The sequence below is a fragment of the Roseateles chitinivorans genome, from assembly GCF_050632235.1.
GTDB classification, from domain to species: Bacteria; Pseudomonadota; Gammaproteobacteria; order Burkholderiales; family Burkholderiaceae_C; genus Roseateles; species Roseateles chitinivorans_A.
In genome coordinates this window covers 1,661,469-1,687,585 of the sequence record NZ_CP192584.1, presented here as the reverse complement: position 1 = coordinate 1,687,585, position 26,117 = coordinate 1,661,469, and the positions used below count along the sequence as shown (strand labels likewise).

Annotated in this window: 25 protein-coding genes and 1 pseudogene; 17 read left to right on the top strand and 9 right to left on the bottom strand. The window is 67.5% G+C overall.

The genetic code is table 11. From position 1 onward, the window contains the following. Positions 1 to 5 precede the first annotated feature (5 nt). The 7 genes from acpP to ACQ859_RS07565 form a co-directional block, all read right to left on the bottom strand. Positions 6 to 245, bottom strand: a complete 240-nt coding sequence (gene acpP, locus ACQ859_RS07595) for an acyl carrier protein (RefSeq protein WP_058936430.1) — start codon at positions 243 to 245, stop codon at positions 6 to 8. 195 nt (positions 246 to 440) lie between these two features. After that, the gene (fabG, locus tag ACQ859_RS07590; protein WP_431265266.1) at positions 441 to 1,178 is read right to left on the bottom strand and encodes a 3-oxoacyl-ACP reductase FabG; all 738 of its coding nucleotides are present in this window, start codon (positions 1,176 to 1,178) and stop codon (positions 441 to 443) included. Between the two features lie 37 nt (positions 1,179 to 1,215). After that, positions 1,216 to 2,157, bottom strand: coding sequence for an ACP S-malonyltransferase (gene fabD / locus ACQ859_RS07585; protein WP_431265265.1), 942 nt, complete (start codon positions 2,155 to 2,157; stop codon positions 1,216 to 1,218). 124 nt (positions 2,158 to 2,281) lie between these two features. Beyond that, positions 2,282 to 3,271: a beta-ketoacyl-ACP synthase III gene (locus tag ACQ859_RS07580; RefSeq protein WP_431265264.1), complete on the bottom strand. Its 990-nt coding sequence runs from the start codon at positions 3,269 to 3,271 to the stop codon at positions 2,282 to 2,284. After that, the gene (gene plsX / locus ACQ859_RS07575; protein ID WP_431265263.1) at positions 3,268 to 4,401 is read right to left on the bottom strand and encodes a phosphate acyltransferase PlsX; all 1,134 of its coding nucleotides are present in this window, start codon (positions 4,399 to 4,401) and stop codon (positions 3,268 to 3,270) included. Before plsX ends, ACQ859_RS07580 begins: the two co-directional genes overlap by 4 nt. Positions 4,402 to 4,618: 217 nt before the next feature. Further along, a complete protein-coding gene (gene rpmF / locus ACQ859_RS07570; protein ID WP_067065736.1) occupies positions 4,619 to 4,804 on the bottom strand; it encodes a 50S ribosomal protein L32 in 186 nt (61 codons plus the stop codon). Between the two features lie 205 nt (positions 4,805 to 5,009). Then, positions 5,010 to 5,573 carry a YceD family protein gene (locus ACQ859_RS07565; RefSeq protein WP_431265262.1) on the bottom strand — a complete coding sequence of 188 codons (564 nt, stop codon included), beginning with the start codon at positions 5,571 to 5,573 and terminating at the stop codon, positions 5,010 to 5,012. Positions 5,574 to 5,622: 49 nt separating this feature from the next. On the opposite strand from ACQ859_RS07565, the gene ACQ859_RS07560 reads away from it, so the two are divergent. Both ACQ859_RS07560 and ACQ859_RS07555 read left to right on the top strand, forming a co-directional pair. Beyond that, positions 5,623 to 6,234, top strand: coding sequence for a Maf family nucleotide pyrophosphatase (locus ACQ859_RS07560; protein ID WP_431265261.1), 612 nt, complete (start codon positions 5,623 to 5,625; stop codon positions 6,232 to 6,234). A gap of 50 nt (positions 6,235 to 6,284) precedes the next feature. Then, positions 6,285 to 7,076, top strand: coding sequence for an SAM-dependent methyltransferase (locus tag ACQ859_RS07555; RefSeq protein WP_431265260.1), 792 nt, complete (start codon positions 6,285 to 6,287; stop codon positions 7,074 to 7,076). A 28-nt stretch (positions 7,077 to 7,104) separates the two neighbouring features. On the opposite strand, the pseudogene ACQ859_RS07550 reads toward ACQ859_RS07555, so the two are convergent. Both ACQ859_RS07550 and ACQ859_RS07545 read right to left on the bottom strand, forming a co-directional pair. Beyond that, positions 7,105 to 8,663 (bottom strand): annotated as a pseudogene (locus ACQ859_RS07550) (DEAD/DEAH box helicase). 73 nt (positions 8,664 to 8,736) lie between these two features. Next, positions 8,737 to 9,861 carry an MraY family glycosyltransferase gene (locus tag ACQ859_RS07545; RefSeq protein ID WP_431265259.1) on the bottom strand — a complete coding sequence of 375 codons (1,125 nt, stop codon included), beginning with the start codon at positions 9,859 to 9,861 and terminating at the stop codon, positions 8,737 to 8,739. Positions 9,862 to 10,003: 142 nt separating this feature from the next. Between ACQ859_RS07545 and ACQ859_RS07540 the strand changes: the two genes are divergently transcribed. From ACQ859_RS07540 to ACQ859_RS07470, 15 genes are all read left to right on the top strand, one after another. Continuing rightward, on the top strand, positions 10,004 to 12,049 hold the full coding sequence (locus ACQ859_RS07540; RefSeq protein WP_431265258.1) for an SLBB domain-containing protein: 2,046 nt from the start codon (positions 10,004 to 10,006) through the stop codon (positions 12,047 to 12,049). A gap of 4 nt (positions 12,050 to 12,053) precedes the next feature. Continuing rightward, positions 12,054 to 12,515, top strand: coding sequence for a Wzz/FepE/Etk N-terminal domain-containing protein (locus ACQ859_RS07535; protein ID WP_431265257.1), 462 nt, complete (start codon positions 12,054 to 12,056; stop codon positions 12,513 to 12,515). A gap of 44 nt (positions 12,516 to 12,559) precedes the next feature. Then, a complete protein-coding gene (locus ACQ859_RS07530) occupies positions 12,560 to 13,183 on the top strand; it encodes a hypothetical protein (protein ID WP_431265256.1) in 624 nt (207 codons plus the stop codon). A 66-nt stretch (positions 13,184 to 13,249) separates the two neighbouring features. Further along, a complete protein-coding gene (locus ACQ859_RS07525; RefSeq protein WP_431265255.1) occupies positions 13,250 to 13,606 on the top strand; it encodes a MarR family EPS-associated transcriptional regulator in 357 nt (118 codons plus the stop codon). Next, entirely contained in the window at positions 13,603 to 14,643 is a 1,041-nt protein-coding gene (locus ACQ859_RS07520; protein ID WP_431266485.1) for an FAD-binding oxidoreductase, read from the top strand. Before ACQ859_RS07525 ends, ACQ859_RS07520 begins: the two co-directional genes overlap by 4 nt. Before the next feature lie 49 nt (positions 14,644 to 14,692). Beyond that, positions 14,693 to 15,466: a glucose-1-phosphate cytidylyltransferase gene (rfbF, locus tag ACQ859_RS07515; protein WP_431265254.1), complete on the top strand. Its 774-nt coding sequence runs from the start codon at positions 14,693 to 14,695 to the stop codon at positions 15,464 to 15,466. Next, on the top strand, positions 15,463 to 16,536 hold the full coding sequence (gene rfbG / locus ACQ859_RS07510; RefSeq protein ID WP_431265253.1) for a CDP-glucose 4,6-dehydratase: 1,074 nt from the start codon (positions 15,463 to 15,465) through the stop codon (positions 16,534 to 16,536). The genes rfbF and rfbG overlap by 4 nt, the downstream gene beginning before the upstream one ends. After that, positions 16,533 to 17,882, top strand: coding sequence for a lipopolysaccharide biosynthesis protein RfbH (gene rfbH / locus ACQ859_RS07505; protein WP_431265252.1), 1,350 nt, complete (start codon positions 16,533 to 16,535; stop codon positions 17,880 to 17,882). Before rfbG ends, rfbH begins: the two co-directional genes overlap by 4 nt. Further along, on the top strand, positions 17,882 to 18,736 hold the full coding sequence (locus ACQ859_RS07500) for a transketolase (protein WP_431265251.1): 855 nt from the start codon (positions 17,882 to 17,884) through the stop codon (positions 18,734 to 18,736). The genes rfbH and ACQ859_RS07500 overlap by 1 nt, the downstream gene beginning before the upstream one ends. Further along, the gene (locus tag ACQ859_RS07495) at positions 18,733 to 19,641 is read left to right on the top strand and encodes a transketolase family protein (protein WP_431265250.1); all 909 of its coding nucleotides are present in this window, start codon (positions 18,733 to 18,735) and stop codon (positions 19,639 to 19,641) included. The genes ACQ859_RS07500 and ACQ859_RS07495 overlap by 4 nt, the downstream gene beginning before the upstream one ends. Then, positions 19,638 to 20,705, top strand: coding sequence for an NAD-dependent epimerase/dehydratase family protein (locus ACQ859_RS07490; protein ID WP_431265249.1), 1,068 nt, complete (start codon positions 19,638 to 19,640; stop codon positions 20,703 to 20,705). The genes ACQ859_RS07495 and ACQ859_RS07490 overlap by 4 nt, the downstream gene beginning before the upstream one ends. Beyond that, positions 20,702 to 21,724 (top strand): glycosyltransferase family 2 protein, encoded by a 1,023-nt coding sequence (locus ACQ859_RS07485; protein WP_431265248.1) that lies wholly within the window; start codon positions 20,702 to 20,704, stop codon positions 21,722 to 21,724. Before ACQ859_RS07490 ends, ACQ859_RS07485 begins: the two co-directional genes overlap by 4 nt. Before the next feature lie 20 nt (positions 21,725 to 21,744). Continuing rightward, a complete protein-coding gene (locus ACQ859_RS07480) occupies positions 21,745 to 23,100 on the top strand; it encodes a hypothetical protein (RefSeq protein ID WP_431265247.1) in 1,356 nt (451 codons plus the stop codon). Between the two features lie 10 nt (positions 23,101 to 23,110). Then, a complete protein-coding gene (locus ACQ859_RS07475) occupies positions 23,111 to 24,961 on the top strand; it encodes an acyltransferase (protein WP_431265246.1) in 1,851 nt (616 codons plus the stop codon). An 8-nt stretch (positions 24,962 to 24,969) separates the two neighbouring features. After that, on the top strand, positions 24,970 to 26,082 hold the full coding sequence (locus ACQ859_RS07470) for a glycosyltransferase family 4 protein (protein WP_431265245.1): 1,113 nt from the start codon (positions 24,970 to 24,972) through the stop codon (positions 26,080 to 26,082). Positions 26,083 to 26,117 lie beyond the last annotated feature (35 nt).

The following is a 26,117-nucleotide window of genomic DNA, read 5'->3' as shown; positions in this document are numbered from 1 at the left end:
CTTGCTTACGCCTTCTGGTGCTTGACCGCGTAGTCGATGGCCAGTTGCACGGTGGTGATCTTCTCGGCCTCTTCGTCCGGGATCTCGATGCCGAACTCGTCTTCGAGGGCCATCACCAGTTCCACGGTGTCCAGAGAATCAGCGCCCAGATCGGCGACGAAGGCCTTTTCATTGGTCACATCGGCTTCGGGCACGCCGAGCTGCTCGGCGATGATTTTCTTGACACGTGCTTCGATATCGCTCATGACTCCTCCAGGAGGGGGTGGTTTGCTAGAACAACCCGGGATTCTAAGGCCTTAGAGTGGCGCCCCTAGTCGGACCTCCCGAGGCGCGCCTTCCACGATGGCAACGGCGCGCGCTCGCACTCTATCAGCCCTACACCGGCCGGGTGAATCCGGTGGGTGGGCCGTCCACGCTGGCGGCGCGGGACGGGATCCACCTCAATTCATGTACATGCCGCCGTTGACGTGCAGTTCCACGCCCGTGATGTAGCCGGCTTCCGGGGAAGCCAGGAACGCCACGGCATGGGCGATCTCGGCGGGATCACCCAGGCGGCCCGCGGGGATCTGGGCGAGCAGCGCGGTCTTCTGCGCCTCCGGCAGCACCTCGGTCATGTCGGTGGCGATGAAGCCGGGCGCGACGCAGTTGACGGTGACCGAGCGGCTGCCGAGCTCCCGGGCCAGGGCACGCGTCATGCCCGCGACGCCGGCCTTGGCGGCCGCGTAGTTGGCCTGGCCGGCGTTGCCGGACGCCCCCACCACCGAGGTGATGTTGATGATGCGGCCGTAGCGCTGCTTCATCATCGGGCGCATCACGGCGCGGCTGGCGCGGAACACGGCCTTCAGGTTGGTGTCCAGGACGGCGTCCCAGTCCTCGTCCTTCATCCGCATGGACAGCTGGTCCTTGGTGATGCCGGCATTGTTGACCAGCACCTGGATGCCGCCGTCCTGGCCGACGATCGCGTCGATCAGCGCGTTGACGGCCGCGCCGTCGTTGACGTTCAGGACCGCGCCACGACCACCGTGCGGCGCGAGCGCTTCGGTGATGGCCTGCGCGCCGGACTCGCTGGTCGCGGTGCCGATCACGACGAAGCCCTTCTGGGCCAGCGTCAGCGCGATTGCACGGCCGATGCCACGGCTGGCGCCGGTCACGAGCGCCACTTGCTTGTTGTCGGACATGAAGAACCTCGGGATTCGGGATGAAGGGGGCGGTGGATCAGGCCAGCAGGGCCTTGGCCTCGGCCAGCGACGCCGGGTCCAGCACCGTGGCGCTGACCAGGTCCGCATCGATGCGCTTGGCCATGCCGGCCAGCACCTTGCCGGGGCCGCACTCGATGACGGTCGTCAGGCCCCGGGCCTTGAGCGCCTGCATGACCTCCACCCAGCGCACCGGGCCGAAGGCCTGGCGGAACAGTGCGTCGCGCAGCGCTTGGGCGTCGTCGGTCACGGCGACGTCGATGTTGTTGATCACCGGGAAGGCTGCCGCCTGGAACGACACCGCGGCGAGCTTCTCGCGCAGCCGTTCGGCGGCCGGCTTCATCAGGCTGGAGTGGAACGGCGCCGACACCGGCAGCGGCAGCGCGCGTTTCGCGCCGGCCGCCTTGAGCGCCTCGTTGGCCTTCTCGACGCCCGCCTTCGAGCCGGCGATCACCGTCTGCTTCGGATCGTTGAAGTTCACGGCCTCGACGACCTCGCCCGACTCGGCGGCGATCGTCTGGCAGATCTCGCGAACCACGGCGGCGTCCAGACCCAGGATGGCGGACATCGCACCGGTACCCACCGGCACGGCCTCCTGCATCGCCTGGGCGCGGAAGCGCACCAGCGGCAGCGCGTCGGCCAGGCTCAGCGCGCCAGCGGCCACCAGCGCGGTGTATTCGCCCAGCGAGTGGCCGGCCGCGGCGGACGGGACCAGGCCGGTCTCGGCGATCCACGCGCGGTAGTTGGCGATCCCGGCGGTCAGCATCACCGGCTGGGTGTTGGTGGTCAGGTCCAGCTGTTCCTTCGGGCCGTTCTTGATCAGCGCGCCGATGTCCTCGCCGAGCGCGGCCGAGGCTTCCGCCAGCGTGCGCACCACTTCCGGGTGATCGCCCCAGGCGTCCAGCATGCCGACCGACTGCGAGCCCTGTCCGGGGAAGACGATTGCGAAGTTCTTGCTCATGGTTCGAGTCCGAGACTATCTATGAGGAGGGAGAAGCGCGCGTGACAGCGGCGCGGCACTTCGAGTGCCGCCGCTGCGCGCGCGGGTCCGGCGGCCAGGATCAGGCACCGGACGGCGTCGGCCATCAGAAGTCCAGCAGCACCGCGCCCCAGGTGAAGCCGCCGCCGACGCCTTCCAGCATCACCGTGTCGCCGCGCTTGATCTTGCCGGCGCGCACCGCGACGTCGAAGGCCAGCGGGATCGAGGCGGCGGAGGTGTTGCCGTGCTCGTCGACGGTGGCGATCAGCTTGTCCAGCGGCATCTTCAGCTTCTTGGCCGTGCCCTGCATGATGCGGATGTTGGCCTGGTGCGGGATCAGCCAGTCGATGTCGGCATCGGTGCGGCCGGCCTTGTCGAGGACCGAACGCGCGACCTTCTCCAGCACGCCCACCGCCAGCTTGAACACCGCCTGGCCGTCCATCTTCAGCAGCGGATGGCCCAGGACCTCGCCGCCGGACACGGTGCCCGGGGTGCAGAGGATGTCGACATGGCGGCCGTCGGCATGCAGTTCGCTGGCGAGGATGCCGGGTTCGTCGCTGGCACCGACCACCACGGCGCCGGCGCCGTCGCCGAACAGCACGCAGGTCGTGCGGTCCTTGAAGTCGAGGATGCGCGAGAACACCTCGGCCCCCACCACCAGCGCCTTGGTCGCGGCACCGGTCTTGATCATCGAGTCGGCGACCGTCAGCGCGTAGACGAAGCCCGAGCACACGGCCTGCACATCGAAGGCGGCGCAGCCATGGATGCCGAGTTTCTGCTGCAGCAGGCAGGCGGTCGAGGGGAACACCATGTCCGGCGTGGACGTGGCGACGATGATCAGGTCGATCTCGTCGGCGCGCACGCCGGCGGATTCGAGCGCGGCCAGCGAGGCCGGCAGCGCCAGGTCGCTGGACGTGACGTGCGGGTCGGCGAAGTGGCGGGCATGGATGCCGGTCCGTTCGACGATCCAGTCGTGCGAGGTTTCAATCCCGTCGCGGGCGAGGCGTTCCGCCAGGGCCGAATTGGTGACGCGGTTCGCGGGCAGATGGCTGCCCGTACCGAGGATGCGGGCGTGGCGCGTGGAAGCAGTGGTCATGCAGCGTGGGCGGCGGTGGCCGCCGTGTCTCCTGCATCGCCGCCCTCCTCATTGGCAGACGCGGGAAGCGCCTGCAGCGTCGCGACGATGCGATCGTGAACCCGGTCTAGGAGCCGGTTGCGGGCCGCATCATACGCCCGGTTCAACGCCTGCTCGAAAGCGAAGGCATCGGCCGAACCGTGGCTCTTGAACACGAGACCGCGCAGGCCCAGCAGCGCCGCGCCGTTGAACCGGCGATGGTCGACGCGGTCCTTGAAACGCTGCAGCACCGGCATCGCCAGCAGCGCGATCGCCTTCGTCCACCAGTTGCGGGTGAACTCCGCACGGATGAAGCTGGAGATCATGCTGGCCAGCCCTTCGGCCGTCTTCAGCGCCACGTTGCCGACGAAACCGTCGCACACGACGATGTCCGTCGTGCCCTTGAAGATGTCGTTGCCTTCGACGTTGCCGTGGAAGTTCAGCTGGTCGTGCGAAGCGGCCTCGCGCAGCAGCTCGCCGGCGCGCTTGATCGTCTCGTTGCCCTTGATCATCTCTTCGCCGATGTTCAGCAGGCCGACCGTCGGGTTCTCCTTGCCGTCCACCGCCGACACCAGCGCGCTGCCCATCACGGCGAACTGCAGCAGGTGCTCCGGGCCGCAGTCGACGTTGGCGCCCAGGTCCAGCACCGTCGTGAAACCGCCGATCTGGTTGGGCATCACGGTGGCGATGGCGGGGCGGTCGATGCCCTCGAGCGTCTTCAGCAGGTACTTGGCGACCGCCATCAGCGCCCCGGTATTGCCCGCCGAGACACAGGCATGCGCCTGCGCCGGTGTGCCGTCCTTGGCCGCCTTCAACTGCGAGATCGCCACCCGCATCGACGAATCCTTCTTGCGCCGCAGGGCGATCTCGATCGGATCGTCCATGCTGACGACCTCGCTGGCCGCGACGATGCGCGCACGAGGCCAGTGTTCAGCGGTCTTGAGCGCGTCGGGCAGCCCGACCAGCAGGAGCTCCGCCTGCGGATGCGCGGCCAGGAAGGCCTTGCAAGCCGGGAGGGTGACGGCGGGGCCGTGGTCGCCGCCCATGCAGTCCACCGCCAGGCGGAGTGGCTCGGCGGAAGGCGATGAGCGGGTGGCGGGAATTGCGGTCATCGAAACCTGAGAAGAGCACCGGTCGAAGGTGCGACTGTAGCGACCCCGCAAGAAGCGTGCGCGACAGGGGAAGCCTTCCGGAAGAAGGGGGAAGCCTTCCAGGGGAAGGATCGGAAATGCGAAAGCCCGGCGACGCGTGATGCGGAACCGGGCTCTTCTTGCTTGTGCGACCAGGCGGAGGCTCCTGAGAGCGCTCCGGACCGGCTGATCGAATCGATCAGGCGGCGTCAGCCTTGGTCTTCAGCACCTTGCGGCCACGATAGAAGCCGTTGGGGCTGATGTGGTGACGCAGATGCACTTCACCGGTGGTCGGCTCGATCGCGGTACCCGGGGTGACCAGGGCGTTGTGCGAACGGTGCATGCCGCGCTTCGAGGGGGACTTCTTGTTTTGCTGAACGGCCATGGTTGATTCTCCTAAAGGCTTCGGCTGGCTGGTGATTCGAGGTTGCTCGGGCTCTCGAGAGAACTCGAGCTGTACCGCGGATCCGACAAGGATGTTCCGCTACCGACGCCTCGGTCCCGGCGCCGCATGCCCACACTGAACCCATTCAGGTGGACGCACTTCGATCCGGGAAAGCCGGAAACTATAGCACAGCACCTGGCAGGTGTCACGCCTTGCCGCCGGAGCCCTTCTTCAGCGCCGCCAGCGCCGCGAACGGGTTGGGGCGCTCTTCCGCCGGCAGCTCCTCCTCCTCGACGTTGGCGTGCGGCAGCGGCTCCGGGCACACCTCGTGGCGCGGCACGACCGGCAAGGTCAGCAGGAGCTCGTCCTCGACCAGTTCGCGCAGGTCCAGATGGCGCGGCAGCGCCAGGACATCGTCGTCGGAGTCCATGTCCATCTCCGCCGCCATGTCCTCGTCCTTGACGAAGCGGAACCAGCGCGACACCGCCAGGTCCTCGCGCACCGGCTGCAGGCAGCGCTGGCAGGTCACCGCGACCTGCGCCTCGGCGGTCAGCTCGAGCCACGCCTGCGGCTCGCCGCCCTTGGGCGTCCTCAGCTCGCCCCGGGTGGACCAGGACACGGGCGGCCACTGGGCCGGGTCGGACTCCGGCGCGGCAGCTTCGGCCAGGCGCGTCAGGCTGGTCGCGGGCCACTCGCCCTCCAGCGTGCCGCCCTCCCGGGCAAAGACTCCGACATCGAGCTTCAATGGATCGAACGAACGCGGTTTCATGGGTCGCAAGTGTACGAGCCGCCTCCGGCCCGATGGGAGAATCCGCCCCATGACCGATGCTTCCACGGCCTCCCGCCCGCTCATCCTGGGCTCCACCTCCCGCTACCGGCGCGAGCTGCTGGAACGCCTGCGGCTGCCGTTCGAGACGGCGGCACCCGAGGTCGACGAGACGCCGTTTGCGGGCGAAACGCCCGAGGCCCTCGCGCGCCGACTGGCCCTGGCCAAGGCCCGCGCGGTGGCGACGCGCTTCCCGCAGGCGCTGGTGATCGGATCGGACCAGGTCGCGGACCTGGACGGCCAGCCGATCGGCAAGCCGGGCACGCATGAGCGCGCCGTCGAGCAGCTGCGCGCGATGCGCGGCCACACCGTCGTGTTCCAGACGGCGCTGGCCGTGGTCTGCGAGGCGACCGGCTTCGTCGCGCAAGACCTGGCCCCGGTGCGCGTGCGCTTCCGCGACCTGAGCGACGCCGAGATCGAGCGTTACCTGCGCGCCGAGCAGCCCTACGACTGCGCGGGCAGCGCCAAGGCCGAAGGCCTGGGCATCGCGCTGCTGGACGCGATCGAGTCCGACGATCCGACGGCGCTGATCGGCCTGCCGCTGATCCGCACCGCCGCGTTGCTGCGCCAGGGCGGGCTGGACGTGCTGAGCCAGCTTCCTTGAACCAGCCTTCTTGAATCTGCTTTCTTGAACCCGTCCTTCCGAGAACAACAATGACCCGCGGCCGCCTCTTCCTCGTTCCCAACACCCTCGATTTCGGCATGAACGGCCAGGAGGTCGACCTGCGCGAGGTCCTGCCGGACGCGGTACTCACGCGCGCCGCCTCGATCACGCATTGGGCCGCCGAGAACGCCAAGACCACGCGCGCCTTCCTGAAACGCGTCGGGGTGATCCATCCATTGGCGGTGCCGCTGCAGGAACAGCACATCGAGGAACTTCCGCGCCCCGCCAAGGGACGCGGACCGTCGGCCGGCGCCGTCACGGCGTCGTCGAGCGAAGAGAAGCTCTGGCTGGCGCTGCTGGAGCCGGCGATGGCCGGTCACGACATCGGCCTGATCTCCGAGGCCGGCATGCCCGCCGTCGCGGACCCGGGCGCGAAGCTGGTCGCGGCGGCGCACGCGGCGAAGGTGCAGGTCGTGCCGCTGACCGGTCCGAGCTCGCTGCTGATGGCGCTCGCCGCCAGCGGACTGAACGGCCAGAGCTTCGCGTTCGTCGGCTACCTCCCGCTGGAGGCGGTCGAGCGCACTGCGCGCATCAAGGCGCTCGACAATTTCTCGGCCCGCGAGCAGCAGACGCAACTGATGATCGAGACACCCTATCGCAACGGCGCGCTGCTGCAGGCGCTGCTGGCCGCGCTGAAGCCGGGCTCGCTGCTGTCGGTCAGTTGTGGACTGAGCCTGAAGGACGCATGGACGCACACGGCCACGGTCGAACAATGGCGTCAGGCGCCGAAGACGCTGCCGGACAAGGTGCCGGCCGTGTTCGCGATCCTCGGCACCCGCTGATCAGGACTGATTGATCAGGACTGATTGATCAGGACTCGCTGTCCGCCGTCACCGGCGGGCGCTTGGCGCCGAACAGCGCCGCGACCTTCTTCTTCGGCTTGATGTTGGACGACAGGCCGCCGCGCGGCGCGTTCGCCGGGCCCTTCTCCCAGGCCGGCACGTCGCCGCCCTGCGTCGCCTCATACGGCTTGTCGAACAGCGGGTCGTAGGCCTGGCGCGGCGCGCGCGCTGGCGCATGCGAGTGCGAGCCGTGCGAGCCGTAGGCCTCGTCGCGACGGTCCTCGCGCTCACGACGGAAGTCGCGACGCTCGCCACCGCCCTCGCCTTGCGGCGCGCGGTCCGAGCGCTCACCGCGCTCCGGACGCTCGCCGCGCGGGGACGATCACCCCGCTCGCCGCGATCGCCATCGAAGCGACGACGTTCACCCTCGAGCTCGATCGGCTCCAGGTCCAGCTTCTTCTTGATCAGCTTCTCGATCTCGCCGACCAGGCGCGCGTCGCCCTTGGTCACCAGCGTGAAGGCCAGGCCCGACGCGCCCGCGCGGCCGGTACGGCCGATGCGGTGCACATAGTCCTCGGCGTTGAACGGCACGTCGAAGTTGAAGACGGCCGGCAGGTCGGCGATGTCCAGGCCGCGCGCGGCCACGTCGGTCGCGACCAGCAGGTCCACCTCGCCGCGCTTGAACGCTTCCAGCGACTTCAGGCGCTCGTCCTGGGACTTGTCGCCGTGCAGGGCGGCGGTGCGCAGGCCGTCGCGCTCGAAGGCGCGGGCCAGGCGCGCCGCGCCCAGCTTGGAATTCACGAACACGATCGCCTGGCGGATCTCGCGCTGGCGCAGCAGCTGCTTGACCGCGGCGCGCTTGTCGTCGTCGTCGACGCTGAAGAAGCGCTGCTCGACGGTCGAGGCCGTCGCGTTCGGGCGGGCGACTTCCACCAGCTCAGGTTCCTGCAGATAGCTCTGCGCCAGGCGCTTGATCTCGGGCGAGAAGGTCGCCGAGAACAGCAGCGTCTGCCGCGTCTTGGGCAGGTAGCTCAGGATGCGCTGCAGGTCGGGCAGGAAGCCGATGTCCAGCATCCGGTCGGCCTCGTCGAGCACGACGTACTCGACGTGGTTGAGCACGGCGTTCTTGGCTTCGATGTGGTCGAGCAGCCGGCCCGGCGTGGCGATCAGCACCTCGACGCCGGCCTTGAGCTGCAGCGTCTGGGGCTTCATGTCGATGCCGCCGAACACGCAGGCCACGCGCAGGTTGGTGTGCTTGGCGTAGGCCTTGACGTTGTTGGCGACCTGGTCGGCCAGTTCGCGGGTCGGGGCCAGCACCAGCGCGCGCACCGGGTGGCGGGCCGGGGACATCGAGGCGTTCTCGTGCTTGAGCATGCGCTGCAGCAGCGGGATGGAGAACGCGGCGGTCTTGCCGGTGCCGGTCTGGGCGGCGCCCATCACATCGCGGCCGGCGAGGACGATCGGGATCGCCTTGGCCTGGATGGGCGTCATCGTCGCGTAGCCCTGATCGGACACGGCGCGCAGCAGCTTGGGGTCCAGCGGCAGCGTGTCGAAGAGAGGGTTCGGCGTCGGGGTGGTGTCGGTCATGGGCGCGGATTATCCTCCAAGCCCTCGAAAGCCCCGGGAAACCACCGATCCGCGCCCGCGGACCGTTGTGGGATCACTGCGCGGAATGGTCCGTGAGCTTGCGCTGGTCGCCGCGGAAGACCATCCACTTCGGCGTCCGGAACCGCACGATGCGCCAGTACAGCGCGACGTAGGCGACCCCGAACAGCACCATGCAGGCGCCGATCATCAGGGTCGAGTCCCAGAACAGCAGCGCCGGTGCCAGCGACGACAGGCACAGCGTCCACAGGTACGGCGCGGTCATCGAGTTGCGGCGGGTCATCAGGCGCGCATCGCGTGCGCCAATCGCCCATCGCATCAGCCGGCGGTAGATCAGCGAATGCAGGTGGATGCCGTCCGGATCGCCCGGGCTGGTATTGCGCAGGAACCGGCGGCGGTAGATGGAGAACACCGTCTCGAACACCGGATAGATGCACACCATCAGCGCGAACAGCGGCGACACCTCCGGATGGCGGTGGATCAGCAGGATGGCGATCTCCGCCAGGTAGAAGCCCATGAAATACGCGCCGCCGTCGCCCAGGAAGATCAGGCCGGCGGGGTAATTCCAGACGAAGAAACCGAGGATGGCGCCGACGCCCGCGAGCGCCCAGAGCGCGAGCTCGGTGTCGCCGACCTGGTAGGCCACGTAGGCGAGGGTCAGCAGCATCAGGCTGACGCACATCGACGAGAGGCCGTTGAAGCCGTCGATGATGTTGACCGAGTTGGCCACGCCGGCCACCACGAAGATGGTGATGATGACCGCGCCGACCGTCGTCCCGACGACGAGGTCCAGGCCGGGAATGTCGGTGCGCGTGATCATGGCCTGGAGCAGCCAGCAGCCCAGGCCGGCGGAGATCGCGGTGGCGATGAGGCGTTCGCGCGGGGAGACCTTCTTGGTGAAGTCCTCGATCAGGCCGGCGCCGAAGGCGGGCAGCCCGCAGAGCAGCAGCAGCAGGCCGGTCTTGGCCTGCGGGTGCTTGAGGAAATAGGCGAGCGCGACCATGCCGCACAGGCCCGCGAAGATCCCGACGCCGCCGATGCGCGGGACGGGACGCGCATGGAACTTCTGCGGACCGGACAGGTCGTGGTCCGAGGACAGGTGACCGTGCACCGTCGACGAGTGCACGACGTAGAGCGTGATCGCCGCCGCCAGCGCGAACGGGATGAGCAAATACAACATGGGCGGCAGTGTAACGACCGGCTTCCGGACCGAGGCGGTTTTGGCGCAACAGTGCTGCCATAGAATGCGCCGCTGGTCGCTCCGACGCCCTGGTCATCAGGCCCGTCGCGGGCGGCCTCGTTCATCTGAGACGAGATCACGCATGGAATATCGCGCCCAACGCGCCCTTTCGCCGGCCGCCGCCACTCCGACGCTCCACTCCCGGACCTCCGCGCGCCTCGCGCTGGCGGTGCTGTCGGGCTGCCTGATGGCCACCCCGCTCTGGGCGCAGACCTCGACCTCGCAACCCCAGTCGATGTTCGATTCGACGGATGCGAGCGGCCCCGTGCGTCTGAACTCGACCAACCGGCAGACGACGCAGGACGCGTCCACGCAGAACGCTTCCCAGCAGGCCGAATCGCGGGTCAAGAAGAACAAGTACGTGCCGGGCGAGTTCGAGCTCTACGTCAACAAGCTGCTCGGCATCGACCTGAAGGATCCGGAGGTCGTCGACCAGTTGAAGCGGGCCGAGTTCGATGCGTACGACCCGACGCAGCGCTCCCAGCAACCGTCTTCGAGCTTCACGCAGGCCAAGACGTTCACGCCCGACATGGTCATCCGCCGCGTCGGCGCCGATCTGATGCTGGACGAGCAACGCGGCCCCAACGGTGAGGCCGACGGTCCCCGCCAGGCGCCGGCCGACTACCTGATCGGCGTCGGAGACGAGATCCAGGTCACCGCCTGGGGTTCGGTCGATGCCGACCTGCGCCTCACGGTGGACCGCGCCGGCCGCGTCACCATCCCGCGCGTTGGCCCGGTCCTGGTCGCCGGCGTCCGTTACGGCGACCTGAACGAGGTGGTCCGCGCCCGCATCGCGCAGGTCTTCAAGAACTTCCAGGTCAGCACCACGCTGGGCAAGCTGCGCACGATCCGCGTCTACGTCACCGGCTTCACCGCGAAGCCCGGCGCCTACACCGTCAGCAGCCTAGCCACGATCGTCAACGGCCTGATCCGCGCCGGCGGTCCGTCGGCGGCAGGCAGCTTCCGCCAGATCGAACTGCGCCGCAACGGCCAGGTCGTCGCCACCTTCGACGCCTACGACCTGCTGCTCAAGGGCGACAAGGCCAGTGACCGCGCGCTGCAGGCCGAGGACGTGATCCACATCGGCCCGATCGGCCCGCAGGTGGCTGTGCTGGGTAGCGTGAACAAGCAGTCCATCGTCGAGCTCAAGCCCGGCGAGACGGTGGACGACGTGCTGGCGATGGCCGGCGGCTTCAGCGCCGTCGCCGACCGCTCGCGCGTGTCGATCGAGCAGTTGAGCGAGCGCAACGACCGCCGCGTGCGTGAACTGGAACTGCCGGCACAGCAGAAGACCGTGGCCAGCAACGGGGACGTGATCCGCGTGTTCAGCAGCGTCAACGCGCTGCTGCCCCTGGGCAAGCAATACAAGCGCGTGACGGTCGAGGGCGAAGTCGCCCGACCCGGCGAATACGTGCTGCCCCCGACCAGCACGCTGCAGGACGCCATTGCGGCGGCCGGCGGGCTGACCTCGCAGGCCTACGTGTTCGGCACGGACTTCTCGCGGGAGAGCGTCCGCCAGTCCCAGCAGGAGAACTACGACCGGGCGCTGCGGGACCTGGAGACGGAATTCACCAAGAACAGCAGTACGCAGCGCGCGACGACGGCAGACGAGGCCGCCGGCAATGCCCAGCGCGCCGCCGGTACGGAACGCCTCGTGGCGCGGCTGCGCGCGGTACGTCCGACGGGTCGCGTGGTGCTGCAGCTCGAGTCCGATGCGCGGCAACTGCCCACCCTGACTGTCGAGGACGGCGATCGGCTGCTGATCCCGTCGAAGCCGACCACCGTCGGTGTCTTCGGCAGCGTGTTCAATGCGGGCAGCTTCCTGCTCCAGAACAGCGCCTCCGTCGATGACGTCATGAAGCTGGCCGGCGGCCCGACCCGCGGCGCGGATGCGAGTGGCGCCTTCGTGATCCGCGCCAATGGAACGGTCGTCAGCGCGCGCCAGTCCAGCAGCGGCTGGCTGGGCTTCGGCTCCAACCTCGCCGGTCTGCCGGCACTTCCGGGCGACACGGTGTTCGTGCCGGAGCAGATGAACAAGTCGACCTTCATCCAGGACGCCAAGGACTGGACGCAGATCCTGGCCAACTTCGGTCTGGGCATCGCCGCGCTGCAGACGATCAAGAACTGACGCCATGTCGACGAGCAATACTTCCGCCCACATCATCGCCACGGGTTCGCAGGACGACATGGATCAGGACGGAATCAGCGTCTCCGAGTTTGTCGCGATCATTCGCCCGCACTTTCGCAAAATCGCCGCGCTGGCCCTGGCCGGCGGAGCGATCGCCTACGGCATCTCGCACCTGATCGCCCCCACCTTCACTGCCCGCGCAGTCATCGTCAGTCCGCAGCAGCAACAGAATGCTGCCGCCGCCGCGCTCGCCTCGTTGGGCAACCTGGCCGGACTCGCAGGCGGATCCTCGGCGCTCAAGAGCCCCGCGGACCAGTACGTCTCGATCATGCAGAGCGTCACCGTCGGCAATCGGATCATCGACCGCTTCAAGCTGATGGATCTCTACGCCGCGAAGTTTCGCGTCGATGCGCTGAACGGCCTTTCAGACAACGTCCGGATCAGCACAGGAAAAAAGACAACCTGATCACGATCGAGGTCGACGACAAGGATCCCACGCGCGCGGCGCAGATGGCCAACGCCTATGTGGAAGAGCTACGCTGGGTGACCAACAACCTGGCGCTGACGGAAGCGCAACAGCGTCGGGCGTTTTTCCAGCAGCAGCTGCAGGAGACAAAGGGCGCGCTGCAGACTGCTCAACTGGCGGTGCAGAAGACCGGTTTCACGGCCGGGGCACTGAAGAGCGAGCCCAAGGCCGCGGCCGAGGCCTACGCGCGAACGAAGGCGGACATTGCAGCAGCGGAAGTCCGGCTGGGTGTCCTTCGCAAGAGCCTGGCAGACAGTGCGCCGGAAGTGCAACAGCAGGCGACCCTGCTGTCGGGCTTGCGCGCCCAGTTGGCCGCATCCGAACGTCCGCTGGATGCGGGCAGCAACCAGGACTACGTCTCCGCATACCGGGAGTTCAAGTATCAGGAAGCGCTGTTCGAGATCTACGCCAAGCAACTTGAACTTGCAAAGATGGATGAGGCGCGTGAGGGCACATTGATCCAGGTGTTGGACGCAGCGACGCCGCCTGAACGCAAGAGCAAACCTCGGCGTGCCGCGATTGCCGTCACAAGCACAATCGTGGTCGGACTTCTGCTCACGGCAATCTTCGGTATTCGCGGCCTGCGTCGCCGCTACTCATCCGTCTGAGGCGCTGTCGGCCTTCGCGCCGAGCGTGTTAGAGTGCCACCCGTTCAACGCCTGAACGGGTACTTTTTGACCGATCCCACGCCCTCCGAAAACGAGCTGGACTACGCCCTGCTGCGACAGCTCGAGACCAAGACCGACAGCAGTCAGCGCGACCTCGCCAAGCGGTTGGGCGTGAGCGTCGGCAAGGTCAATTTCTGCATGCGGGCGGTGATCGACCGCGGTTGGGTGAAGGTCAACAACTTCCGCCGCGCGGACAACAAGCTGGCCTATGCCTACTTGCTGACCCCGAGCGGCGCGGCCGCAAAGATGCGCATGGCCCGCAAGTTCCTGGCCATCAAGGAGCAGGAGTTCGAGCAGCTCCAACGGGAAATCGATGCGCTCCGGCACGAGGTGTCGGATGGCGATGGCGGCCAGGCCGCCTGAGCCCGCGACCAGAAGAATCACAGGCAGGAATCAGGGATGCACACCGTCACCATCAGCAGTGGCAAGTCGTACGAGGTCCAGGCGGGGAAGCCCTGCTGGACGCCGCGCTGCGTCAGGGCGTCGTGCTCGATTACAGCTGCCGCACGGGCCGGTGCAGTTCCTGCAAGGGGCGCGTGCGCTCCGGTGAAACGCGCGCCCTGCATGACGAACTCGGATTGAGCGCCGAGGACAAGTCCCACGGCTTCATCCTGACCTGCGTGCGCGAGGCCTGCGGCCCGGTCGAGCTGGAAATCGACGACCTCGGCGACATCGTCCTGCCCGAGGCCAAGACCCTGCCTTGCCGCATCCAGTCCATCGAGCGCCTGGCCCCGGACGTGGTCCGGGTCATGCTGCGCCTGCCGCCGACCGCCGCGCTCGACTTCCTGCCCGGCCAGTACATCGACGTCATCGGTGCCGAAGGCCTGCGCCGCAGCTACTCGGTCGCCAATGCGCCGCGCGCCGACAAGCAGATCGAACTCCACATCCGCGAGGTATCGGACGGCGCGATGAGCCGCTACTGGTTCCAGCACGCCAAGGTCAACGACCTGCTGCGCCTGCGCGGTCCGCTGGGCACCTTCTTCCTGCGCGGCCAGGCCGGCAAGGATCTGGTGCTGCTTGCCACGGGCACCGGCATCGCGCCGGTCAAGGCGATCCTCGAAGGACTGGCGACGCTGTCCGCCGACCTCCAGCCGCGCAGCGTCACCGTCTACTGGGGAGGCCGCCGTGCCGGGGATCTCTACTGGCCGGCACCGACCTATCCGGCGCTGCCCGCATTCCGCTTTGTTCCGGTCCTGTCACGCGCTGCGGAGGACTGGGCCGGCGCACGTGGTCATGTGCAGGACGTGATGCTGAGCGATCACGCCTATCTCGCCGACACGCTGGTCTACGCCTGCGGGTCGGACGCCATGATCCACGGTGCCCAAGCCAAGCTCCACGCCGCCGGGCTCCCGGACCGGCAATTCCATTCCGACGCCTTCGTGTGCTCGGCCGCGACCTGAGCGTCGACCTCCACGATCTAGCGATCCCGATCCGATAGGACCCCTTTCCATGAAAGCAGTGATTCTGGCCGGCGGCCTGGGCACCCGACTCAGCGAAGAGACCTCCACCCGTCCGAAGCCGATGGTCGAGATCGGCGGCAAGCCGATCCTGTGGCACATCCTCAAGATGTACTCGCAACACGGCGTGAACGACTTCGTGATCTGCTGCGGCTACAAGGGCTACGTGATCAAGGAGTACTTCGCCAACTACTTCCTGCACATGTCCGACGTCACCTTCGACATGCGCAACAACCGGATGGAAGTGCATCACAAGCGCGCCGAACCCTGGAACGTCACGCTGGTGGACACCGGCGACGAGTCGATGACCGGCGGCCGCCTGCGCCGCGTGGCGGACTACGTCCGCGACGAAGAGGCTTTCTGCTTCACCTACGGCGACGGGGTGGGCGACATCGACATCGGTGCCACGATCGAGTTCCACAAGTCGCACGGCAAAGCCGCCACACTGACCGCCACCTACCCGCCGGGCCGCTTCGGCGCGCTGGACATCCAGGGCCATCAGATCCGGCAGTTCATGGAGAAGCCCAAGGGCGACGGCGCCATGATCAACGGGGGCTTCTTCGTGCTGACGCCGCGCGTGCTGGACTACCTCGAGGACGACGCAACGGTCTGGGAACAGCAGCCGCTGCAACGTCTGGCCGCGGACGGTCAGCTGATGGCCTACGAGCATCACGGCTTCTGGCAACCGATGGACACGCTGCGCGACAAGCATCTGCTTGAAGACCTGTGGACCTCGGGCAAGGCGCCCTGGAAGACCTGGGCATGAGCCACCTCGCGCAGACCGATCCGGCGTTCTGGCAGGGCAAGCGCGTCCTGCTGACCGGCCACACCGGCTTCAAGGGCAGCTGGCTGAGCCTGTGGCTGCAGGCCATGGGCGCGACGCTGCGTGGCGTGTCGCTGACGCCGCCGACCGAACCCGCGCTGTTCGATGTCGCCCGCGTGGCCGAGGGCATGGAACACCGCATCGCCGACATCCGCGACTTCGCCGCGGTGAAGGCGCAGATGGACGAATTCCAGCCCGAGATCATCATTCACATGGCGGCGCAGCCGCTGGTGCGCCTGTCCTATCACCAGCCGATCGAGACTTACGCGACCAATGTGATGGGCACGGTGCATGTGCTCGAGGCCGCGCGCCACGCCGGCTCGGTCAAGGCCATCGTGAACATCACGACGGACAAGTGCTACGAGAACCGCGAATGGGTCTGGGGCTACCGTGAAGACGAGCCCATGGGCGGCCACGACCCCTACTCCAACAGCAAGGGCTGCGCGGAGCTGGTGAGCTCGGCCTATCGCAAATCCTTCCTGAAGGATGCCGGCATCGCGATGGCGACGGCCCGTGCGGGCAACGTCATCGGCGGCGGCGATTGGGCGCTGGACCGGCTGATCCCCGACATCCTGCGCGCGCTGCAGGACAAGCAGCCGGTGCTGATCCGCAACCCGCATGCGATCCGCCCGTGGCAGCACGTGCTGGAGCCGCTGTCGGGCTACCTGCTGCTGGCCGAGCGCCTCTACACGCACGGCCAGACCGACGCCGAAGGCTGGAACTTCGGTCCGCGCGACGAGGACGCCCGTCCCGTGCAGTGGATCGTCGAGCACCTGTGCGAGTCCTGGGGCGACGGCGCCTCCTGGACCCTGCAGCCGGGGAACCATCCCCATGAGGCCAGCTTCCTGAAGCTGGATATCTCCAAGGCGCGGCAGCGCCTGCGCTGGGCCCCGCGCTGGTCGCTCGAGACCACGCTGACCCGCATCACCGACTGGCATCACGCCTGGCTTGACGGCCAGGACATGCGTGCCGCCTGCCTGAATCAAATCTCTCAATACCGAGCCGACGCATGACCACTCCCATCAATTTCCAGCCGCAGCTCGACAAGCTTCGCAGCCAGATCAGCGAGCTGGTCCAGCAATACGCCGACATCGCGTACGCCCCCAAGCCTTTCGTGCCCGGTCAGACCCAGGTCCCGGTCTCCGGCAAGGTCATCGGCGCCGGCGAGCTCAAGATGATGGTCGACGCCTCGCTGGACGGCTGGCTGACCACTGGCCGCTTCAACGCCATGTTCGAGCAGCGTCTGGCGCAGTTCCTGGGCGTGAAGTACCTGATCACGGTGAACTCCGGCTCCTCGGCCAACCTGGTGGCGTTCTCGGCGCTGACCAGCCCGAAGCTGGGCGACCGCGCGATCAAGCAAGGTGACGAGGTCATCGGCGTGGCCGCCGGCTTCCCGACGACGGTGAACCCGATCGTGCAGTTCGGAGCGGTGCCGGTGTTCGTCGACGTCGACCTGGCCACGCACAACATCGACGCCTCGAAGATCGAAGCGGCGATCTCGCCCAAGACCAAGGCCATCATGCTGGCCCACAGCCTGGGCAACCCGTTCAACCTCGAGGTGGTCACGGCGCTGTGCAAGAAGCACAACCTCTGGCTGGTCGAGGACTGCTGCGACGCGCTGGGCGCGACCTACAACGGCCAGATGGTCGGCACCTTCGGCGACATCGGCACGCTGAGCTTCTACCCGGCGCACCACATCACGATGGGCGAAGGCGGCGCGGTGTTCACCAACAACGCCGAGCTGAAGCTGATCGCCGAGTCCTTCCGCGACTGGGGCCGCGACTGCTACTGCCCGCCCGGCAAGGACAACACCTGCGACAAGCGCTTCTGCTGGACCAAGGAGCAACTGGGCGGCGACCTGCCGGATGGTTACGACCACAAGTACACCTACAGCCACCTGGGCTACAACCTGAAGATCTCCGACATGCAGGCCGCCTGCGCGCTGGCGCAGATGGACCGGGTGGAGGAGTTCATCGCCAAGCGCCGCGCCAACTTCGCCTACCTGAAGGCCAAGCTGGCCAGCGTGGCCGACTTCCTGCACCTGCCGGAAGCGACGCCGAACTCCGAGCCGTCGTGGTTCGGCTTCCCGCTGATCGTCAAGGACACGGCGGGCGTGAAGCGCGCGGACCTGATCAACTTCCTCGAAGAGAACAAGATCGCCACGCGCCTGCTGTTCGCCGGCAACCTGACGAAGCAGCCCTACATGGCCGGTCGCAACTACCGCGTCAGCGGCGATCTGACCAACACCGACGTGGTGATGAACCAGACCTTCTGGCTGGGCACCTTCCCGGCGCTGGGCGAAGAGCAGTTGGACTACATCGCCGGCAAGCTGGAAGAGTTCTTCGGAGTGAACTTCTGATGTCTCCCCTCGCGTCCCCCCGCGCGGAGTCCGGTGCCGAACGCAAGTTCGCGCCGGCCCGCATGCGCCGCACCGTGCTCGAGATGGCCTACGCCGGCTCGACGGTGCACATCGCCTGCGCGTTCTCGATCATCGAGCTGGTCACGGTCCTGTATCGCGACCACCTGCGATATCCGGGCAACGATCCGCGCGCCGAGGGGCGCGACTACCTGGTCCTGAGCAAGGGCCACGGCGTGATGGCGCAGTACGCCTGCATGCGCGAACTGGGCTGGCTGCAGGACGCGCACGTCCAGGGCTACTTCAAGGACGGCAGCGAACTGAAGGGCCTGTCCGATTCACGCGTTCCCGGTCTGGAAGTGACCTCGGGCTCGCTAGGGCACGGCTTCTCGGTCGGCGTCGGCATCGCGATGGGCTTGCAGCGCAAAGGCACGGACCAGAAGGTCTATGCCATCGTCGGCGACGGCGAACTCAACGAAGGCCCGATCTGGGAAGGCGCGCTGGTCGCCGCGCACCACCGGATGGACAACCTGATGCTGATCGTCGACAAGAACGGCTTCCAGGCCATGGGCACGACTGACGACGTGCTGGCGCTGGGCGACCTGTCGGCCAAGTTCGCGAGCTTCGGCTTCGACACGCTGGAGGTCGACGGTCATGACGAGGCGGCGATCGACGCCGCCATCCGTCAGCTCTGGGCCACCGGCAGCGGCAAGCCCAAGGCCCTGATCGCGCGCACGGTCAAGGGCCAGGGCGTGCCCTTCATGGCATCCGACAACCGCTGGCACTACACGCGCCTGAACGCACAGACCTTCGCCGAAGCGATCGACGCCCTCGGCCTTCCCGGAGCATCGACGTGAGAGACGCCTTTTCGAACGCACTGGTCCGGCTGGCGCTCGCCGACCCGAAGGTGCTGCTGCTGACCGGCGATCACGGCTACGCGCTGTTCGACGAGTTCCGCAAGCGCTGCCCGGACCAGTACATCAACGCCGGCATCGCCGAACAGAACATGGTGGGCATGGCCGCGGGCCTGGCCCGCGTCGGATTCCGGCCGTTCGTCTACGGTCTGGCGGCCTTCGTGCCGATCCGCACCGTGGAGCAGATCAAGCTCGACATCGCACATGACGGCTTGCCGGTCGTGCTGCTCGGCGACGGCGCGGGCTTCGTCTACAGCCATCTGGGCACCAGTCACCAGTCGACCGAGGACATCGCCTGCACGCGGGCGATTCCGGGGCTAGAGGTGCTGTCGCCGTCGGACCGCTTCGAGATGACCGCCAGCATGGATTACGCCTATGCGGCCAACGGTCCGGTGTATCTGCGCATGGGAAAGTCCGACCGCGGCGACGTGCATGCGGGGCCGATCGACGCCCTGCGGGCGGGCGGCCTGGTGAAGGTCCGCGCCGGCCGTACTGATCGTCCCGGATTGATCGCCACCGGCTCGATGGTGCGCGCCGCCGTGGACATCGCGCAGGATCTGGACCTCGCGGTCTGGAGCGCGCCGGTGCTCAAGCCGCTGTCGATCGAGGACGTGTGCGCCGCGGCGCGCGTGACGGCGGGGTTCGTGACGCTGGAAGAGCATTCGGTGCTGGGCGGCCTGGGAGCCGCGGTGACCGAGATCACCAGCGAGCACGGACCCGTGCGCGTGCTGCGCATCGGGGTGCCGGACCGGTTCTCGGAGCATTGCGGCACCCATGCCTACCTGTTGCGCGAGCACGGCCTGGACACCGACAGCGTACGGGCCAAGGTGCAAGGATTCATTCGATGACGGCCAGCGCGGGCATCCGCGTGATCGAGGAGGACCTGCGCGCCGTCCTCGCCCGGGACCTGCCGTGGCAGGCACTGAGCGGGCGGCGGATCGTCGTCACCGGCGCGGGCGGATTCCTCGGCGGCTACTTGGTGCGGACCCTGCTGGCACTGCATCGCGCGGGCAAGGTCGACGTGCCGCTGCAGGTCGTCGCGCCGGTGCGCGACGTCGAACGGGCGAAGGCCAAGCTGGCCGACTGCGTGGACGATGCGCAGCTCACGCTGATGCGCTGGGACCTCAACGAGATCGCCGTGCCCGACCTGGGCGACGTGCACTACGTGATCCACAACGCGAGTCAGGCCAGCCCGAAGTACTACGGCTCGGACCCGATGGGCACGATGCTGCCGAACACCGTGGGCACCGCCGCGTTGCTGGAGGCGCTGCGCCGCGGCGGTGATCCGAAGGGCCTGCTGTTCGTCAGCAGCAGCGAGATCTACGGCGCGGTGTCCAGCGAGCACGGCCTGCGCGAGCAGGACTACGGCGTCGTCGACCCCATGGGGCTGCGCGCCTGTTACGCCGAGAGCAAGCGCGCGGGCGAGGCGCTGTGCGTCGCCTTCCACCACCAGCACCGGATCCCGACCTGGGTGGTCCGCCCGTTCCACACCTACGGTCCCGGCCTGACGCCGGACGATGGCCGGGTGTTCTCGGATTTCGCCTACAACGTGGCGCGAAACGAGCATATCGTCATGAACAGCGACGGTTCGGCCCGCCGCGCGTTCTGCTATGCCAGCGACGCGATCGCCGGATTCTTCACCGTGATGCTGCTCGGCAAGGCCGCGCAGGCCTACAACGTGGCCAACGAGGCCGCCGAGCTGTCGGTGATGGAGTTCGCCGACATGCTGGTGGGCCTGTTCCCCGACAAGGCGCTGCACGTGGAACGCCGCGTCGCCGTCGATCCGGCGGGCTATCTGCGCAGCACGGTGAACCGCATCGTGCCGGATACCGCCCGGCTTCAAGGTCTGGGCTGGCGCGCCGAGGTGACGCCGGAGCAAGGGTTCCGACGGATGATCGAGACCCTGGCATGAGTCGCCTGCTGACCATCATCGTCCCCACCTACAACCGCGCCGCCTGCCTGCGGATGCTGCTGGACGCGCTGAGCGTGGAACTCCGGGGCCTGGAAGACCGCGTCGACGTGGTCATCGGGGACAACGCGTCGGCGGACGACACGCCGGCGGCGACCGCCGCGTTCGCAGGCCGCTGGCCGGCGACACGCGTGCTGCGGCACCCCCAGAACCTGGGCCCGGACGAAAACTTCTGCCGATGCGTCGAGGCCGTGCGAACGTCCTATTTCTGGATCATCGGCGACGACGACCTGCCGCGAGCGGGCGCCATCCCCGCGCTGCTCGCGATGCTGGACACACACCAGCCCGATCTGGTCTACCTGAGCAGCCGCTGGACCCAGACGCTGACCAGCCACGACGAGGCCGGGTCGCTGGGCGCCCTGGGCGCGACGCGACTGGACCGGCGTGACTTCGCCCGTCGCGTCCACGTCTGGACCACCTTCATCTCCGGATCCATCGTCAAGCGCAGCCTGGCTCCCGACGCCTCGCTCCGCCAGTTCACCGGCTCGCTGCTGGTGCAGCTGGGATGGATCCTCGGCGCCCTGCGCCAGGGGCGACACTTCATCCACGTGGCGTCGCCCTGCGTGCTCGCGACCTCGGGCAACTCCGGCGGTTACGGCGTACTCAAGGTTTTCGGCAACAACTTCCAGCGCGTGACGCGCGAGGCGCTGTCCGCGGACGACGATCAACGCGCCATGGCCGAAGACATCATCCGTCGCGCCTCGATCGCCTTCCTGCCCGACTTGGTGTGGGGTTTCCGCCAAGCCAAGGCGGGGAACTTCGATCAGAAGGAAGGCATCGCGGCCAGTCTCGAGCCACAACTGGGCTCGACCTTCGCCTACCGCTGCCTGATTCGCCCCCTGAGCACGGCGACGCCGCGCACGGCGAGACTGCTGCTGAGGGCGGCTCATGCGATCACGCGCCTCACCGCGATCGGTGACCGTCTTCGCGCGCGGCTGGGCGCCGGCGTGACAACCCTATGACCGTGGTGACAAGCCCGTCCGTGATCGCACGCCTGAAGACGCTGGCCGGGCTGGACTTCCACGTCTTCCTGACGCTGCTCCTGCGCGGCTGGGGCATCCTGGCGGGTGGCGCCACGACCCTGCTGCTGCCCTTCTGGCTCACGCCTGGGCAGCAGGGCTTCTATTACACCTTCGGCAGCCTGCTGGCGCTGCAGGTCTTCTTCGAGCTCGGCCTCAACCAGGTGATCATCCAACTGGTCAGCCACGAAGCCGCCCACCTGCAACTGCACGACGACGGCACGATCACCGGTGACGCGGAACGCATCCACCGGCTCAGCGCGATCCGCCGACTGGTCCAGCGCTGGTACCTGATCGCTGCGGCGCTGTTCGCGGTGATCACCGGCCTGGCCGGCCATGTCTTCTTCGAACGCAGGGGTGGCCTGCCGACCGAGGACTGGCTGCCAGTCTGGGCCTGCCTGGTGGCATTCACCGCTGTCAATCTCTACATGAGCCCGCGGCTCGCGATCGTCGAGGGCACCGGCCACATCGGCCAGGTCGCGCGGCTGCGCCTGATCCAGTCCGTGCTCGGTTACGGCACGCTCTGGGCGCTGCTGCTCGCGGGCGCAGGCCTGTGGGTGGCGGCGGTGGTTCCCGCAGTCTCGGCACTGACAACCTGGGTCTGGATCCGCATCCGGGCGGACGGGCTGCGACACGCCCCGTCCACCGCCTCCGGTCCGGGCTTCAGTTGGCGACGCGACATCTTTCCGCTGCAATGGCGCCTGGCGGTCAGTTGGGCAAGCGGGTATTTCATCTTCAATCTCTTCACGCCCATCATCTTCGCCCACCACGGTGCGAAGGAAGCGGGCCGTTTCGGCATGGCGATGGCCATCTTCAATGCCGTCACGACCGTCGGGCTAAGCTGGATCAACGCCAAGGCCCCGACCTTGACGATGCACATCTCGCGCGGCGAGTCCACCGATCTGAACCGCGTGTTCCGTGGCGTACTGATCCGTTCAGTCGCGTTCACGGGCATTCTGTCGACCGCTGTCGTCGCGACGGCCGCCGTCGCGACCCAGATCGGGTGGTCGGCCATCGGGCGCATCGCCGACCTGAAGTCGCTCCTCGCGATCGCCGTGGCCACGACGATCAACGTGCTCGTCTACGCTTGTGCCAGCTACATGCGAGCACATCGGGAAGAACCGATGGTGCCTGTGTCGGTGGTCTCCGCCGGATGCACGATCGCGGCGGTCGTGCTCACCGCCACGATGCCGGTGGCCTGGATGATGGCTCTGTACGCGGCAATCGGGGGACTGGTCACGCTGCCGTGGACCGTTGCGCTGCTGCGCGGCTACCAGGCGCGACACGCCACACTGTCTGCAAAGCATCTCGCCGCATGAGGATGCCCGAATGACCGACATCATCTTCAAGCTCGTCGACCGCCTGGGGCGCATCGGACTGCGGATCATGAGCCGCTGGCACGCCGCGCGCTTCGCCGGGGGTGCGTCGGGCGCATTGATCCGATCGCCGCGGATGATCTACGGCGGCCGCTTCATCCACATCGGCGCCGACTTCGACGCCTTCCCCGGCCTGCGCATCGAAGCCTTCGACCGTCATCTGGACAAGCGTTTCACCCCCCGCATCACCATCGGTGATCGCGTCAGCATCAACTACGACTGCCACATCGGCTGCGTCGACAGGGTCACGATCGGCAACGACGTCCTGCTGGCCAGCCGTGTCTACATCTCCGACCACAGCCACGGCGCGCCGGACTATCACGACATCGATACACCGCCGTCCGCGCGCAAGGTGTTCTCGAAGGGCCCCGTGGTCATCGAGGACGGCGCCTGGATCGGTGAAGGCGCCTGCATCCTGCCCGGCGTACGCGTTGGCCGCCACGCCATCGTCGGCGCCAATGCCGTGGTGACGCGCGACGTCCCCCTACACCATCGTCGGCGGTGTCCCCGCCCGCCCCCTCAAGACACTGTCCCCCGGCGACCGCCCCGCGACGTCGACCACGCCATGATCCATATCTTCACGATCACCGCCAGGAACTATCTCAGCCTGGCGCTGACCCTCGGCGATTCCATCGCGCGCCACCATCCTGAAGCGGACTTCACGGTCTGCGTCGCGGACGGTCTCGACCAACTGGACGGTCTCCTCCCGGCCTCTCCGCATCGAGGACATCGCCTGGTGTCCGCGCCGGACCTCCTGCCGCGCGAGCAGCTCGACGACCTCGCGTTCAAGTACAACATCACCGAGTACTGCACGGCGATTAAGCCGCTGATGTTCAAGACCCTGTTTGCCGACCCGTCGGTGGACCTCGTCTACTACATGGACCCGGACACCCACCTGTACCAGCGGCTCGATCCGATCACTGCGGGCACGCCGGACAAGACGCTGTACCTGGCCCCTCACCTGATCGACTGCCGCCTGGCCGACGACCATCCCTATCCGGAGTTCCGCCACCTCTGGGAAGGCATCTTCAACCTCGGCTTCTGCGCGATCCGCCGCACCGGCGCCACCGCCCGCATCCTCGACTGGTGGGACGCCCGTCTGCGCGACTACTGCTTTGCCGATCATGTCGACGGCCTGCATACCGACCAGAAGTGGATGGACTACGCGCCGGTCTTCTTCCAGGATGAACTGCAGGTCGTGCGTCACTACGGCGTGAACGCCGCCCACTGGAACCTCGGCGAGCGTCCGATCGAGAAACGCGACGAGACCTATTTCGCAGGCCGGGATCCCTTGATCTTCTTCCACTTCTCCGGCTTCGAGTTCCGGGGGAATTCGCTCACCAAGCACACGCCCGCCCACCATCAGGGCAGCTATACCACGCCCACCCTGCTCGCCTTCGCCCAGCAGTACCGCGAGGCGGTCCATGCCAACGGCTACGAGCGGCTGCTGGCCGTGCCCTACGCATTTGCCGCATTTGACGATGGCACGCCCATCACGCAGCCACACCGCCGCCTGTACCGGGTACGCATCAAGGAGGCTGCCATCGCGACACCTTTCTCGGCCGGCGGCACCTTCTACGCAGCGCTCGCGTCGGCCGGACTGCTCGACCGCAGCCCCGCCGCGAAGGCGAACTATTCGAAGGCCACGGTGGGCGACATGGCAGGGAAGATCCGCACCGTCGAACGCGCCATGCGCCTGCTGCTCAAGGTCGTCGGCGTGCGCCGCTATGCGCAGCTGGTGAAGCTCGCCGCCTGGCTGGGCCGCTTCGAGCATCACCGTTTCCTCCTCGACAAGCACGGCTGAGCGAGCCCATGGTGAAGCGTCCCGTCCCGTCCAAACTCCACCTGCTGGTGGACGCGCGCCCGCTCAACGGCGCGCGCAACGGCATCACGCGATTCGTCGAACAGCTGATCGCGACGTGGCCCGCAACCGGCGCCTTCCAGACGACGCTGATCTCCAACAAGCCCATCCTGAGCAACGCCGCGCTACCCGCCGGGATCCGATGCCTGCACGACACGCATGCGTCCTCCCGCCTGCCCGGCACGCTGTGGATGACCTTGCGCGTGCCCGCACTGGCCCGCAGGCTCGGCGCGACCCACTTTCTCGGCACGCAGCACGTCCTGCCACTCTGGCGCACCGGGGGGCTTGAACAGGGCGTCATCGTCCACGACCTCGTGTTCGAACTGTTCCCCGACACCATGGCGCGCACGAACCGGCTGCTCACCGGTTTCTTCGCACCTCGTTCGATCCGCCGGGCCAATCACCAATTCTGTGTATCCCGGACGACCCGCGACGACATGGTGTCGGAATTGGGAATCACGCCCGCGCGAGCGACGGTGTGCTATCCCGGACGCACGCCTGACCTGGGCGGCGCAGACACGGCGCGTGCCGTGCCCCCGGCGCCGGGCAGCCTCTCGCTGCTCGTGGTCGGCTCCATGGAGCCTCGCAAGAATGTTCCGCGTTTCCTTCAGGCCTTCCTCATCGCCGCCGAGCATGACACGCGCTTGACGCTCGACCTCGTCAGTGGCGACGCCTGGGGCGACGTGCTCGGGGACGCCGTCTGGACGAAGATCCGTCAGCATCCTCGCATCCGCATCCACCAGCGCATTTCGGACGAGGCCTTGCGCGCGCTCTACGATGCCGCCGACTACCTGATCTTCCCCAGCCTGTATGAGGGATTCGGCCTGCCGATCCTGGAGGCCGTGGGGCACTGCGCGGTGATCGCGAATGACATTCCCGTGTTCCGCGAGCTCGCGGACGCCATCGATGGCGTCCATCTCATGGATTTTCAGGCTCCCCCGCCGATGTCGCCGCCGGACTGGCACGCCTGCTGGCCACAGCCGACCGGTCGATGGTGGCCGACGACCATGGCCAGTTCTCCTGGCAGGTCTGCGCGAACCGGATCGTCGCGGCCATGGGTCTGAATGCCGCCACCGAGGTGACCGACGCACAATCGAGC